This is a genomic window from Mycolicibacterium doricum (assembly GCF_010728155.1).
Taxonomy (GTDB): Bacteria; Actinomycetota; Actinomycetes; order Mycobacteriales; family Mycobacteriaceae; genus Mycobacterium; species Mycobacterium doricum.
The window spans coordinates 255032-268378 of the sequence record NZ_AP022605.1; the positions used below are offsets into that span (position 1 = coordinate 255032).

The 13347-nt window shown below is 69.7% G+C and carries 15 protein-coding genes; 6 read left to right on the forward strand and 9 right to left on the reverse strand.

Annotated features, from left to right (window positions below; all coding sequences use genetic code 11):
• Positions 1 to 16: 16 nt before the first annotated feature.
• Positions 17 to 517, forward strand: a complete 501-nt coding sequence (locus tag G6N07_RS01185; RefSeq protein WP_085189540.1) for an NUDIX hydrolase — start codon at positions 17 to 19, stop codon at positions 515 to 517.
• Here G6N07_RS01185 and thiE read toward each other — a convergent pair.
• Positions 471 to 1184 carry a thiamine phosphate synthase gene (thiE, locus tag G6N07_RS01190; protein ID WP_085189667.1) on the reverse strand — a complete coding sequence of 238 codons (714 nt, stop codon included), beginning with the start codon at positions 1182 to 1184 and terminating at the stop codon, positions 471 to 473. The two genes, G6N07_RS01185 and thiE, sit on opposite strands and share 47 nt — an antisense overlap.
• A 140-nt stretch (positions 1185 to 1324) precedes the next feature.
• Here thiE and thiO point away from each other — a divergent pair, with 140 nt between their 5' ends.
• The 5 genes from thiO to G6N07_RS01215 all read left to right on the forward strand — a co-directional run bounded on the left by thiO (position 1325) and on the right by G6N07_RS01215 (position 6331).
• Positions 1325 to 2368 (forward strand): glycine oxidase ThiO, encoded by a 1044-nt coding sequence (gene thiO, locus G6N07_RS01195; RefSeq protein WP_085189542.1) that lies wholly within the window; start codon positions 1325 to 1327, stop codon positions 2366 to 2368.
• Entirely contained in the window at positions 2365 to 2562 is a 198-nt protein-coding gene (thiS, locus tag G6N07_RS01200; RefSeq protein ID WP_085189544.1) for a sulfur carrier protein ThiS, read from the forward strand. Before thiO ends, thiS begins: the two co-directional genes overlap by 4 nt.
• Positions 2555 to 3313: a thiazole synthase gene (gene thiG / locus G6N07_RS01205; protein WP_085189545.1), complete on the forward strand. Its 759-nt coding sequence runs from the start codon at positions 2555 to 2557 to the stop codon at positions 3311 to 3313. The genes thiS and thiG overlap by 8 nt, the downstream gene beginning before the upstream one ends.
• 76 nt (positions 3314 to 3389) lie before the next feature.
• A complete protein-coding gene (locus G6N07_RS01210) occupies positions 3390 to 4895 on the forward strand; it encodes a M28 family metallopeptidase (RefSeq protein WP_085189547.1) in 1506 nt (501 codons plus the stop codon).
• Positions 4895 to 6331 (forward strand): M20/M25/M40 family metallo-hydrolase, encoded by a 1437-nt coding sequence (locus G6N07_RS01215; RefSeq protein ID WP_085189549.1) that lies wholly within the window; start codon positions 4895 to 4897, stop codon positions 6329 to 6331. Before G6N07_RS01210 ends, G6N07_RS01215 begins: the two co-directional genes overlap by 1 nt.
• Here G6N07_RS01215 and G6N07_RS01220 read toward each other — a convergent pair.
• The 8 genes from G6N07_RS01220 to thiD all read right to left on the reverse strand — a co-directional run bounded on the left by G6N07_RS01220 (position 6319) and on the right by thiD (position 13323).
• Entirely contained in the window at positions 6319 to 6690 is a 372-nt protein-coding gene (locus tag G6N07_RS01220; protein WP_085189551.1) for an alpha/beta hydrolase, read from the reverse strand. The genes G6N07_RS01215 and G6N07_RS01220 overlap by 13 nt on opposite strands.
• 203 nt (positions 6691 to 6893) lie before the next feature.
• Positions 6894 to 8168, reverse strand: a complete 1275-nt coding sequence (locus tag G6N07_RS01225) for a uracil-xanthine permease family protein (protein WP_085189553.1) — start codon at positions 8166 to 8168, stop codon at positions 6894 to 6896.
• Positions 8169 to 8174: 6 nt separating this feature from the next.
• Complete coding sequence (locus G6N07_RS01230; protein ID WP_085189555.1) at positions 8175 to 9422, reverse strand: APC family permease; 1248 nt, start codon at positions 9420 to 9422, stop codon at positions 8175 to 8177.
• Positions 9423 to 9516: 94 nt separating this feature from the next.
• On the reverse strand, positions 9517 to 9783 hold the full coding sequence (locus G6N07_RS01235; RefSeq protein WP_085189557.1) for a DoxX-related protein: 267 nt from the start codon (positions 9781 to 9783) through the stop codon (positions 9517 to 9519).
• 37 nt (positions 9784 to 9820) lie between these two features.
• On the reverse strand, positions 9821 to 11311 hold the full coding sequence (locus G6N07_RS01240; RefSeq protein ID WP_085189559.1) for a flavin-containing monooxygenase: 1491 nt from the start codon (positions 11309 to 11311) through the stop codon (positions 9821 to 9823).
• A 45-nt stretch (positions 11312 to 11356) separates the two neighbouring features.
• On the reverse strand, positions 11357 to 11875 hold the full coding sequence (locus tag G6N07_RS01245) for a septum formation family protein (RefSeq protein WP_085189669.1): 519 nt from the start codon (positions 11873 to 11875) through the stop codon (positions 11357 to 11359).
• Positions 11876 to 11890: 15 nt separating this feature from the next.
• Entirely contained in the window at positions 11891 to 12514 is a 624-nt protein-coding gene (locus G6N07_RS01250; protein ID WP_085189671.1) for an alpha/beta hydrolase family protein, read from the reverse strand.
• Between the two features lie 17 nt (positions 12515 to 12531).
• On the reverse strand, positions 12532 to 13323 hold the full coding sequence (gene thiD / locus G6N07_RS01255) for a bifunctional hydroxymethylpyrimidine kinase/phosphomethylpyrimidine kinase (protein ID WP_085189675.1): 792 nt from the start codon (positions 13321 to 13323) through the stop codon (positions 12532 to 12534).
• Positions 13324 to 13347: the final 24 nt, after the last annotated feature.

The window sequence follows — 13347 nt, forward strand, 5'->3', positions numbered from 1 at the left end:
GCCCTATCCTGTACGGGTGCGTGGCGACGGTGACGGCTGGGTGTTCTCCGACGGCGGCCGCTACTGGGGCAGGCACGGCGCGGCCGGTCTGCTGCTGCGTGCGCCGCGCTCGGACGGTTCGGCCGCGGTGTTGTTGCAGCACCGGGCGCCGTGGAGCCATCAGGGCGGGACGTGGGGCCTGCCCGGCGGCGCCCGCGACAGCCACGAGACCCCCGAACAGGCCGCGGTGCGCGAGGCGCACGAGGAGGCGGGGCTCTGCGCCGATCAGCTGATCGTGCGGACCACCGTGGTGACCGCAGAAGTCGTCGGCTCCGACGGCGCGTCGTGGACCTACACCACCGTGATCGCCGACGCCCCTGAACTGCTGCACACCGTGCCCAACCGGGAGAGCGCCGAACTGCGCTGGGTCCCCGAGGAGGACGTCGCTTCCCTGCCCCTGCACCCGGGCTTCGCCGCCAGTTGGGAACGCCTCAGGACGGTGACCGCGGCTTTCCCGCTCGTCGACGGCCGGCGGTGAGCGCGTCCCTGAGGCGCTGAGCCGCCGCCTCCGGGTCGTCGGCGGCCGTGATCGCGCGTACCACGACGATCCGGCGAGCACCTGCTCCGAGCACCTCGGGCAGCCGCTCCTCGTCGATACCGCCGATCGCGAACCACGGCTTGTCGGTCCTCAGCGCCGCCGCCTGGCGGACCAGGTCGAGGCCGGGGGCGGGGCGTCCGGGTTTGGTCGGCGTGGGCCAGCACGGACCGACGCAGAAATAGTCCACCTCCTCGGCCACCGCGGCGCCGACCTGAACGCTGTCGTGGGTGGAGCGGCCGATCAGCGGGCGCGGACCGATGATGCGACGGGCCACGGGCAGCGGCAGGTCGTCCTGACCGAGGTGCAGCACGTCGGCGCCGGCGGCCAGTGCGACATCCGCGCGGTCGTTGACCGCCAGCAGCGCTCCGTGGCGGCGGGCGGCGTCGCCCAGGATCTCGAGCGCGGCCAGTTCCTCGCGCGCCTCGAGCGGCCCGAAGCGTTGTTCGCCGGGTGACCCCTTGTCGCGCAGCTGGATCAGGTCGACGCCTCCGGCGAGCGCCGCGTCGGCGAATTCGGCGAGATCTCCGCGTTCGCGGCGGGCGTCTGTGCACAGGTACAGCGAGGCTTGCGCAAGGGATGCGCCGAGCCGGTCGAGGGGTTCACGCACACGGCGACGGTAGCGCTTCGCGCGCGGGTAGGGTTGATGGCCGACACGGGAGTCCCGGGGACAGCGGGACTGAGAGTGGGCCCGAACATCCGGCCCTTACCGTCGCACCTGATCCGGGTCATGCCGGCGAAGGGAGGACCATGCCACTGGACAGGACTGCCGGCTCACCGGCGCGATCCCGCTCACTCGCCGTCGTCGGCGGCGGGGTCATCGGGCTGTCGGTCGCGCGCCGCGCCGCGCTCGACGGCTGGTCGGTGCGGGTGCACCGCAGTCCCGCGAAGGGCGCGTCATGGGTGGCCGGTGGAATGCTCTCCCCGCACAGCGAGGGCTGGCCGGGGGAGCACGAACTGCTGCGCATCGGGCTGCACTCGCTGCGGTTGTGGCACGACGATTTCCTCGACGGACTTCCCGCCGACGTGGTGACCGCCCGGGAGTCACTCGTGGTGGCGGTGGACCGCGCCGACGCTGCCGACCTCAAGACCGTCGGCGAATGGCTGGCCGCCCAGGGCCACCCCGTCACGCCCACGACAGCCGCCCGTGACATCGAACCGCTGCTGGCGCAGGGCATCAGGCACGGCTTCGTCGCCGACACCGAACTGGCCGTCGACAACCGCGCCGTCGTCGACGCGCTTGAGGCGCACTGCACCCGACTCGGGGTGCGGTGGGCGCCGCCGGTCGCCGATCTTGCCGCCGTCGATGACGTCGACCTTCGGGTGCTCGCCAACGGCGTCGACGCGCCGGTGTTGTGGCCCGGGTTACCGATCCGCCCGGTGAAGGGCGAAGTCCTGCGCCTGCGCTGGCGGCGCGGGTGTATGCCGGTTCCACGCCGGGTGGTTCGCGCCCGCGTTCACGGCAGGCAGGTATACCTGGTGCCGCGCGGCGACGGGGTGGTCGTCGGCGCAACGCAATACGAGCACGGCCGCGACACGGCGCCCGCGGTGACCGGAGTGCGTGACCTGCTCGACGACGCGTGCACGGTCATGCCGGCGCTGGGGGAGTACGAGTTCGCCGAATGCGCGGCGGGGCTGCGGCCGACAACACCTGACGGGTTGCCTCTCGTCGAGTGGCTCGACCAGCGCACACTGGTAGCTGCCGGGCACGGCCGCAACGGCTTCCTGCTCGCACCGTGGACCGCCGAACGGGTCGCCACCGAACTGCAGACGACACAGGGAGTCAGGACATGAACGTGACCGTCAACAACGAAGACGTCCACCTCGACGAGCAGATCACGGTCGCACAGCTGGTCGCTCGGATGGGATTCTCGGAGAAGGGTATTGCGGTGGCCGTCGACTGGGCGGTGCTTCCGAGGGGGGAGTGGGAGATGCCGCTGCGTGACGGCGCCCGTGTCGAGGTGGTGACGGCGGTGCAGGGTGGCTGACCAGAATCTCACCATCGGCGGGCGTGAATTCGGGTCACGTCTCATCCTGGGCACCGGAGGGGCGGCCAATCTTGCCGTGCTCGAACAGGCTCTGATCGCGTCGGGCACCGAACTGACCACCGTCGCGATGCGCCGCGTCGACGCCGAAACCGGCACCGGCGTGCTCGAGCTGCTGCACCGGCTCGGCATCAGCCCGTTACCCAACACCGCAGGCTGTCGAGGTGCCGCGGAGGCGGTGCTCACCGCGCAACTCGGCCGGGAGGCTCTCGGCACCGACTGGGTCAAACTCGAGGTGATCGCCGACGAACGCACCTTGTTGCCCGACGCCGTCGAATTGATCCGCGCCGCTGAGCAACTCGTCGACGACGGTTTCACGGTGCTGCCCTACACGAACGACGATCCGGTGCTGGCGCGGCGACTCGAGGACATCGGATGCGCCGCGGTCATGCCGTTGGGTTCACCGATCGGCACCGGGCTGGGGATCGCCAACCCCCACCACATCGAGATGATCGTCGACGCCGCGAACGTCCCGGTGATCCTCGACGCCGGTATCGGCACCGCCAGCGATGCTGCGTTTGCGATGGAACTGGGTTGTCAGGCCGTGCTATTGGCCAGTGCGGTGACCCGGGCTGCCGACCCGCCGGCGATGGCCGCCGCGATGGCCGCCGCCGTGACCGCGGGGCACCTGGCCCGCCACGCCGGCCGCATCCCGAAGCGCTTCTGGGCGCAGGCGTCCAGTCCGGCTCTGTGAGTCCGGCACGGTGCCCGATGCGCCGCGACCCGTCGGCGCCACCGAGCCCACAGCTCCAGCCGCTAACGTGGATGCAATGGTGCGCGAGATGCTGGCGATGCTGTCGATAGCGGCGGTCGCGGCAGGTATGACCGGTTGTGGCGACGGCAAGGAAGCGGCCCCCGCCCCTCCGCCGTCCACCCAGGCGACCGCACCCGAGGCCGAAGAGTTCGGCGCTGCGCTGAAGGGCAAGGTGACCGCGGACGCGATGACGGGTCACCTCGACGAACTCCAGAAGATCGCCGACGCCCACGGCGGCAATCGTGCCCTCGGCACACCGGGATACGACGCGAGCGTCGACTATGTGGTCAAGGCCCTGCAGGACAATGGCTTCGACGTGCAGACTCCTGAATTCGAGGTCCGGCTGCCGTTCGCCGAGGAGCCACAGCTGACCGTCGATGGCCGCACCATTGCCGCCAAACCGCTGGACTACACCATCGGCACCGCCCCGCAGGGCGTCGGAGGCCCGCTGGTGGCTGCCCGCGTCGAAGACTCGCCCGGGTGCACGGCCTCCGACTATGACGGGCTGCCCGTGCAGGGTGCGGTGGTCCTGGTGGACCGAGGTGAATGCCCGTTCGGGGTCAAACAGGCCGTCGCTGCCGAACGTGGTGCGGTGGCGCTGGTGGTGGCCAACAACGTCGACGGGGAGGTGGTGAGCGGCACCGTCGGCCACGACACCGATGTCAAGATCCCGGTCGTGAGCGTCACCAAGGCCGTCGGCGGCGAGCTACGCGACTCCCCCGGGCAGGCCACTCTGCGGCTGGAGGCCGGTGTGCGTACCGAGCGCACCCGCAACGTGATCGCCCAGACCACGACCGGATCCACCTCCGACGTGGTGATGGCGGGTGCGCATCTCGACAGCGTTCCGGAAGGCCCCGGGATCAACGACAATGGTTCCGGCGTCGCCGCCGTCCTCGAGACGGCGTTGCAACTGGGTGTCGAACCCGACGTGCGCAACGCGGTGCGCTTCGGATTCTGGGGTGCCGAGGAGCAGGGCCTTCTCGGATCCCGGGACTACGTCGAGTCGCTGGACGAGGAACAGCTCAAGGACATCGCGCTCTACCTCAACTTCGACATGCTGGGCTCGCCCAACCCCGGCTACTTCACCTATGACGGCGATCAGTCCGCACCGCCGAACCCGGAGGCCGGCTCGCCCCGGGTACCGGAAGGGTCGGCCGGTATCGAACGCACGTTGACGCGGTACCTCCACGACGCCGGTAAACCCCCCGAGGACACCAGCTTCGACGGCCGCTCCGACTACGACGGCTTCACCCTCGCCGGCATTCCGGCGGGTGGCTTGTTCTCCGGCGCCGAAGAGGAGAAGACCCCCGAGCAGGCCGAGCGCTGGGGTGGTGAAGCCGGCCAGCCCTTCGATCCGAACTATCACAAGAAGGAAGACGATCTGACACGCATCGACCGCACGGCGATGGAGATCAACGGTGGCGGCGTGGCGTACGTGGTTGGGCTCTACGCGCAGGACCAGCGCGGTCGCAACGGAATCCCGATCCGCGACGACCGCACGCGGCACCCCGTCGGCTCCTGATGCCTATCCGCTGGGCGGTCATCGGCGTGGCGGTGGCGCTCGTGGTGGCCTGCTCGTCACCCGCCCCGCCGCCGGCTGTCTCGGCCGGCGAGTTGGCAGGCATGGTCACCGTCGACGCGCTCTACACTCACCTCGAGGCGCTGCAAGACATCGCCGAACGCCACGGCGGCAACCGCGCGCAGGGTACGGCGGGGTTCGATGCCAGCGTCGACTATGTTGCCGGTCTGTTGCACGGCAAGGGGTTCGACGTGCAGACCCCGGAGTTCGACCGCTACGGCGGCACTCGTGGTGGTGCCCCGCGGTTGACTGTCAACGGCCGCGCATACCCGGTGGAGAAGGCGTCGCTGCTGGTGGACACCGGCCCGGCTGGTGTCGACGCCGTGACCCTGCGCCCAGGTAGGCCCGCCGGCTGCAGCGCAGGCGATTACGGCGGGGTCGACGTCCGCCGCGCGATCGTGGTTCTCGACGACACCGGGTGCTCGGTGGTCGTCAAACAGGACGTCGCTGTCGCCAAGGGTGCCGTCGGGTTGCTCGTGGTCACCGGCGGTGGCGGCAACGGCAGCCCGGCGGGACTGTTCACGCCCGGGTATTACCGTGAGCTCACCGTCCCGGTCGGGATCATCGACCCGGACACGAACGCCGCGCTGCGCCGAACGACGGCGCCGGTGCGGTTACGTCTGGACGGGCAGCCGGTTATGGCGAAGTCGCGCAATGTGTTGGCGCAGACCCGTACCGGGGACACCCGCAATGTGGTGATGGTAGGCGCGCACCTCGACAGCGTGGCGGGCGGACCGGGCATCAACGACAACGCCACCGGCGTGGCCGCGGTTCTGGAGACCGCGCTGCAGCTGGGCAGTTCGCCGCGGGTCGCCAACGCGGTCCGTTTCGCGTTCTGGGGTTCCGAGGAGATCGGTCTGGAGGGATCACGAGCCTATCTCCGCGGACTCCACGCCGAACAGCTCGACGACATCGCGCTGTACCTCAACTTCGACATGCTCGGCTCACCCAACGCCGGGTACTTCACCTACGACGGTGACCAGTCCGCGGCGACCGTACCGGTGTCCGTGCCGGAGGGGTCGGCGGGTATCGAGCGTCTGCTCGCGGGGTACCTCAACCAGGCCGGTGTGCGGCCCGCCGACATGCCGTTGAGTGATCGCACCGATTACCACCCGTTCATGACCGCTGGAGTGCCCTTCGGAGGCACCACCACCGGTGCTGCGCAACAGAAGACAGACGTGCAGGCACGGCTGTGGGGGGGACGGGCCGGCGCGCCGTTCGACCCCAACTACCACACCCGGCGCGACGGGATCGACAACGTCGATCGTCACGCGTTGAGTGTCATGGGCCCCGCGGTCGCCTTCGCAGTCGGCGCGTACGCGCAGTCGACCGACGGCGTCAACGGGGTGCCGCCACGCGACCGGCGTCACCGCGGGTAGTCACCCCGGCGCCAAGGTGCCACGATGCAACCGGCGGTGCCGTGCGAGATGTAAATCGCGGGCCGCCCCACGGCGTCACCCGGCGCGGCGAATCCGGGCGAGAACGCCAGGATGTGGGTGAACAGGTCGCCGTTGGTCATCCCCAGCGAAAGCGCATAGGAGGCGCCGTCGGAGAAGCCGCCCACCGCGAGGCGGTCGGGGTCGGCGGTGTAGTGGGCGAAGACGTCCGCCAGCGCCTGGTCGATGGCCGTCACGTCCGGTCCGAAGCCGCCAACGACGACATCCCACGTCGCCTTTCCGCTGGCCGGTGCTAGTAACAGCACTCCGAACTCGTCGGCGAACCGCAACAGTGGGTCCATCCCCCCCGTGCGCGTCCCCGCCCGCGCCGTGCAACATGACGACGACGGTGCAGGTGTGTTGGCGCGATACCCGGCAGGGACGTAGAGCAGCCCGGCCCGGCCGCCGCCCAGGTCAAGTTCGTTCGGGTGCCGGCTCCATGCCGCACGCGAGGAGGGACAACATGAGGGCGAACACCGCAACGTTGCGTTTCGCCCGGACCGTACTACCCGCCCGACCTGGGTGTACTCCGCCAACCCAGCAGGCGCATGCCGTGGTACACCAGCAGCGCGGCGATCGACCCGAGCGCGATGCCGGTGAACGTGAGGTCGCCTGCCTGCCAGGTGAAGTCAGCGATGCCGATCACGAGCGGAATCGCTGCGGTCAGCTGGTTGACCGGTAGCGAGAAGTCGACATGGTTCGTCAGCCAGATCCGCACGCCGAGCACACCGACCAGGCCGTAGAGCACCACCGTCGCACCGCCGAGCACGCCGGCCGGTGTCGCCGAGACCGCCGCGCCGATCTTCGGGCACAGCGACAGGGCGATGGCCACGACCGCGGCCACCCAGTACGCGGCCGTCGAGTACACGCGGGTGGCGGCCATGACGCCGATGTTCTCCGCGTAGGTGGTCGTCGCGGACCCACCGCCCCAGCCCGCCAGCGTGGTCGCGACACCGTCGGCCGCCAGTGCCCGGCCGACCAGGGGGTCCATGTCCGTCTTGGTCATCTGCCCGACCGATTTCACGTGCCCGATGTTCTCGGCGATGAGCGCGACCACCGCGGGCAGAAACATCGGCAGCACCGCCAGTGAGAACGACGGCGCCTGGAAGTCGGGGAGCCCGACCCAGGGCGCTGCCGCGATCGCCGAGGTGTCCACATCGCCCATCGCCAGGGCCAGCAGGTATCCGATCAGCACCGCGAGGAAGATCGCTAACCGGCCGATCATGCCTCCGAAGAACGCCAGCGTCGCCACCAGCAAGACCAGCGTGACGGTGGCGACCACCGGGCCTGCCTTGAAATTCGTCTTCGCGGCGGGTGCCAGGTTGAACCCGATCAGCGCCACGATCGCGCCAGTCACCACCGGCGGGAGGATCATGTCGAGCCAGCGGGTGCCGACCAGGTGCACGACGCCGCCGATCGCGATCAGCACCAGCCCGAGCGCGACGATGCCCCCCAGTGCGCTGCCGGTGCCCTCGGCCGCGACGGCCGCGGTTACCGGGGCGATCACCGAGAAGCTCGAACCCAGATAGCTGGGCAGCCGGTTGCCCGTGATGACCAGGAACAGGATGGTACCGACGCCGGAGAACAACAGCGTGGTGGCGGGCGGGAAGCCGGTCAGCACCGGCACCAGGAACGTCGCACCGAACATGGCTACCACGTGCTGGGCACCAAGGCCGATGGTGCGCGGCCAGCTCAGGCGCTCCTCCGGGGCGACGACGAAGTCGGCATCCGAGCGGGCTTCGACGGGCTTCCACGACCACCTGGTTTCGGCCGGTATCACGGTTGCCTATCGTGCACTGTCGCCGCTGCCTCGCGCGCGTCGTACCACGTAGGCCAGCGCGCCGACCGCGAGCACGGCGACGCCCGCGAGCACCGACGACCACGGCAGCGCGAATGCCAGCAGCAGGCACCCGGCCAGCCCGATCGCCGGCACCACCCGGTAGCCCAGCGTCCACGCCGACGCGTTGGCGATCGCGTAGTAGATCAGTACCGCGAACGACGAGAATCCGATCGCCTGGCGCAGATCCACGGTCCCGGCCAGCACGGCGACCACCACGCCCACCGCGACCTCCGCGTGGTGGGGAGTGCCGAACCGGGTGTGCACAGTGGCCAGTGAGGGCGGCAGATGACGGTCACGTGCCATCGCCAGGGTGGTGCGAGAAACACCGAGGATCAACGCGAGCAGCGCGCCGAGCGCGGCGACTGCAGCGCCGGCGGCGACGACGGCAACCAACCCCGAGAAGCCGGCCGCCCGGGTGGCATCGGCGAGCGGGGCCGTCGAAACGGCAAGCGTCGAGCTTCCCAACTGGGCCAGCACCGTGATGGCCACGACCGCGTACACGGCCAGCGCGATGCCCAGGGCGATCGGGATGGCCCGTGGGATGGTCCGCGCCGGGTCGCGCACCTCCTCGCCGAGGGTCGCGATCCGGGCGTATCCGGCGAACGCGAAGAACAGCAGTCCGGCGGATTGCAGTACCCCGCCCACCGTGGTCGTCGTCCCGATGTCCAACCGGTCGCCCGCGGGGTCGCCGAAACCGAGGACGACCACCACCACGACGGCGAGCACGGCCAACACGGCCGCCACGATGACGCGGGTGAGCAGTGCCGACTTGTGGATCCCGGCGTAGTTCACCGCGGTGAGCGCAACCACGGCGGCGACCGCGACCACGCGCGCATTGTCGGGCCAGACGTAGACACCGACGGTCAGCGCCATGGCCGCGCACGAGGCGGTCTTGCCCGTGACGAAGCCCCAACCCGCCAGGTACCCCCAGAACTGCCCCAACCGTTCCCGGCCGTACACATAGGTGCCCCCGGACTGCGGATAGCGCGCGGCGAGGCGCGCTGAAGAGGTGGCGTTGCAGTACGCCACGACCGCCGCCACGGCCAGGCCGATCAGCAGGCCGCCACCGGCTGCAGCGGCCGCGGGGGCGAGGGCGGTGAAGATGCCGGCGCCGATCATGGCGCCGAGGCCGATGACGACCGCGTCGATGAGACTGAGCCGTCGCGACAGCGCCGGGCGCCCGCGGAGGTTCACACGGTGATGTTAGGCAGTTTCGGCGATCGCTGGCGACTCGCGGGCGCTGGTCGGGCGCTGGTCGCCGGCTGGTGGACCCGACCGTGCTCGGCCGCTACCGCTTGCCAACGGTGTTGCCCGCCAAGTAGGCCGCGTAGCCCAGCAGACCGGCCACGCCGAACTTGCGGGTCCTGCGGCCGGCCAACGCCAGACCGATCACCGTCTCGATACTCCCGTTGGTGTAGGTGTGGCGACGGGTGTTCTGCGGGAACGCCGCCACGGTGAGGGGCTCGAACAACTGCGGACGGACGAAATGGGTCAGACCGGTACCGGCGATGGCCAACCCGGTCAGCTTGGCGGCACGCTTGTCTTGTTGCGGCACGGATGTTCCTCTCTCTCAGGGATTCTGGTGGTCCCGCTCAAGCGATCTGGTAATCACTCAGTGGAAACTCGGACGCCTCTTTGATGGCGTCGCGCGTCGACATCGGGCGCAGCAGCGACGGTTCGCCGCTGGGGTTGAAATAGTAGGACCGCGACGAGGCGCAATTGCCGAGTGTCCACAGGGAACTGCCGAGCGCTTCGGTCATCCGCTCGAGGTAGCGGGTGTTGGCTTCCTCGGTCACCTCGAACGTCGTCGCGCCACGGCGGTGCACCTCGGTGAAGAGCCGTTCCATCAACCGCATCTGGTACTCCATGGTGTTGAAGAAGTTCAGACCGAGGAACGCGTACGGACTGGCCAGGCTGAGATAGTTGGGGAAGTACGGCATCGAGACACCCTGGTAGGCCTGGAAACGCGTTTCGCGCCACCACTTCCCGAGGTTGCGGCCTCCCCGGCCGATGACCTCGATCGCCGGGAAGTTGGCCTCCCACAGGTCGAACCCGGTGGCCAGCACCAGCGTGTCGATCACGGTCTTGGTGCCGTCGGCGTTGACGATGCCGTCGGCCTCGACCCGTTCGATACCGTCGGCCTGCAGATGCACATGAGGTTTGGTGAACGTGCGGAAGTAGCTGTTGGAGAAGGTCGGCCGCTTACAGCCGATGTCGTAGTCGGGGGTCAGTTTGCGGCGCAGTTCCTTGTCGCGGATCGCCGCGAACTGGTTCAGCTTGCACAGGTCCATCGCGGAGATGTTGAGTCGCCGGAACAGCGGCACCTTGTAATTCACGACGCCGACCGTGATCATCAGCTCGTAGATCGTGTCGGTGATCAGGCGGACCAGCCGTTGCAGCAACGGCACCCGGGCGAACAGCCGCTTGGTGCGTTCGGAGATCCGCACGTCGACCTTGGGGGCCACCCAGATCGGGGTGCGCTGGTAGACGGTGAGGTCCCCGGCGGTCTTGGCCAGTTCGGGGATCAGCTGTACCGCGGTGGCGCCGGTGCCGATGATCCCGATCCGCCTGCCGGACGGGTCGAAGCTGTCGTCCCAGTCGGTGGTGTGGAGGACCCGGCCCTCGAACGAGGTGATGCCGGGGATGTCGGGCGTGCGCGGCTGCGACAGGAATCCCGTGGCGGTGACGAGATAGCGGGTGCTCAGTGTCTGCCCCTCGGGGAGCGCAACGCACCAGAGCTGTCCGTCTTCGTCCCAACGGGCGCCTTCCACGGCGGTGTTGAAGCGGATGTGGCGACGGACGTCGTACTTGTCGGCCACGTGGTCGGCGTACTGCTTGATTTCCGCACCGGTGGAGAACAGCCGCGACCACCTGGGGTTGGGTTCGAAGAAATAGCTGTAGGTGGTGGTGGGGACGTCGACGGCCAGGCCCGGGTAGTGGTTGACATGCCAGGTGCCGCCGAGGTCGTCCTCGCGGTCGAGGATGACGAAGTTCTCGTAGCCCATCCGTTTGAGCTGGATCGCGGCGCCGATCCCGGCGAACCCGGCGCCCACGATGACCGCGTCGTACTGCTCCGAAGCCATGAGTAGACGGTACCCCAGGTACCGGTGCGTCCGACCTGCCCGTCCTCAGCCCCTGAGCGATCCCGCCCGCGGCGGGTCCAGGGTTGCGACGCAGGTCACCGCCCGGTCCCCGTCGGACCAGGTCTCGTCGGTGGGGAAGAGCACGAACAGCCGCACCAGGTCGTCGGTGACCGCCGCCGGCGAGTAACTCGCCAGTTCGGGCGCGCAGCGGTTGGCGTACTTGACCATCGCATCCTGGCCGGGGAAGTCGCCGTCGGGCATCTGGAGCACGGCGAACACCTCACCGGCGTGGGGTTCGGCGCAGTCGATCGTCTCCAGGGTCCGGACCTGGCTGCCATCGGGGATCTCCGACAGACAGTCGCCGAGCTTCACCTGCGTTGCTGTGACGGTGCCCGCGCGGAGCACCAGGACGACGAAGAGCACCACGGCGATCGCAATCACGACGACGGCCAGCGCCACCAGACCCAGGATCAACCAGAGCTTGCTCTTCTCGGGGGGCGGCGTCGGCCCGGGCTGCGGCATCCCGGCGTACGGCTGCGGTGGGGGTGGCGGGCCCGGCGGCATGGTCACGACTCGACCCTAACCGTTGGCCAGCAGGCGCAGCGCCGCGTCGGCCGCCAGTCTCGGCACGTCGAGCACCTTGGACCCGAGGTCGTGGCGCGCGCCGGTGATCTCGACGACTTCTGTCCGACCGCCGACCACCGCCGCGGCCGCGGCCAGTTCGTCGATGCTCCCGAACGGATCCGCGGTGCCGTGGACGAACACCGTCGGCACGCCGATGCGGGGCAGGTGTTCGGTGCGCGCGCTGTCCGGCTTGCCGGGCGGATGCAGCGGGTAGGACGACAGCGTCAGCACGTCGACGGCAATCCCGTCATCGGCGACCGCCATCGCCGTCATCCGGCCGCCGTAGGAGTGTCCGCCGGCGATCACCGGTCCGTCGGCCAGTTCGCGCGCCGCGGCCACCGCGTCGGCCACTGCCGCCCGGTCCGCGGCGGCCGACCCGGACGGTGGGCCCTTGGGGCGGCGCCTTCGGTAGGGCAGGTTGTAGCGCACGGCCAGCCAGCCTCGCCCGGCCCACTCGTCGCAATAACTGACCAGTAGCGGCGTGTCGCGACTTCCGCCGGCGCCGTGGGTCAGCAGCACCACTCCTCGTGGTGTGCCCTGCGGCTCGTGGGCGATACCGGCGATGTCATCGAGGCCCAGTGTCATGAGGCCCAGTGTCACCGAGTGTCATCTGCGCTGAGCCTGAACAGCGCGGAGACCGGACCGTGGCCGTGCCCCAAGGGGTATGCGGCGCGCAGACATTCGGTCACCCACCGTTTGGCGAACGCCACCGCGTCGGGGACCGAGTAGCCGTGGGCGAGCGCGGACACCATGGCGGCTGCCAGGCTGTCGCCCGCGCCGTGGTCGTGGCTGGTGTCGATGCGCACGGCGTCGAACTCGTAGAACTCGGAGCCGTCGAAGAGCAAGTCGGGGCTGTGCGCCGAAGAGCGCAGGTGGCCGCCCTTGACCAGCGCCCACTGGGGCCCGAGCGCGTGCAGGGCCCGCGCGGCGTCCCGCTGGGATGCGGGGTCGACCACCTCGATGCCGGTGAACAGCCGCACCTCGTCGAGGTTCGGGGTGACCAGCGTGGCGATCGGGAACAGTTCGGTGCGCAACGCGTCGAGCGCCGTGGGGTGCAGCAGCGGATCGCCGTGCATCGACGCGCACACCGGGTCGACCACCAGCGGCGCCGGTTGCAGGCGGCGCCAGGTGTCGGCGACGGCGGTGATGATCTCCGAGGAGGCCAGCATCCCGGTCTTGGCCGCCTGGATGCCGATGTCGGAGACCACCGCCTCGATCTGGCCGATGACGACGTCGATCGGGATCTCGTGAAAGCCCCTCACGCCCACCGAATTCTGCACGGTGACGGCGACCACCGCGACGCAACCGTGGACGCCCAGCATGGCGAAGGTGCGCGAGTCGGCCTGGATACCGGCGCCGCCGCCGGAGTCGGTGCCCGCGATGGTCATCACCCGTGCCGGGGTCTGACCGGG

Coding starts and splice junctions, on each gene's coding strand:
- G6N07_RS01245 (WP_085189669.1), bottom strand. CDS start 11,875: ATGCCGCCGGGCCCGCCACCCCCACCGCAGCCGTACGCCGGGATGCCG.
- thiO (WP_085189542.1), top strand. CDS start 1,325: ATGCCACTGGACAGGACTGCCGGCTCACCGGCGCGATCCCGCTCACTC.
- G6N07_RS01240 (WP_085189559.1), bottom strand. CDS start 11,311: ATGGCTTCGGAGCAGTACGACGCGGTCATCGTGGGCGCCGGGTTCGCC.
- thiD (WP_085189675.1), bottom strand. CDS start 13,323: ATGACCATCGCGGGCACCGACTCCGGCGGCGGCGCCGGTATCCAGGCC.
- thiS (WP_085189544.1), top strand. CDS start 2,365: ATGAACGTGACCGTCAACAACGAAGACGTCCACCTCGACGAGCAGATC.
- G6N07_RS01220 (WP_085189551.1), bottom strand. CDS start 6,690: ATGGACCCACTGTTGCGGTTCGCCGACGAGTTCGGAGTGCTGTTACTA.
- G6N07_RS01210 (WP_085189547.1), top strand. CDS start 3,390: ATGGTGCGCGAGATGCTGGCGATGCTGTCGATAGCGGCGGTCGCGGCA.
- G6N07_RS01215 (WP_085189549.1), top strand. CDS start 4,895: ATGCCTATCCGCTGGGCGGTCATCGGCGTGGCGGTGGCGCTCGTGGTG.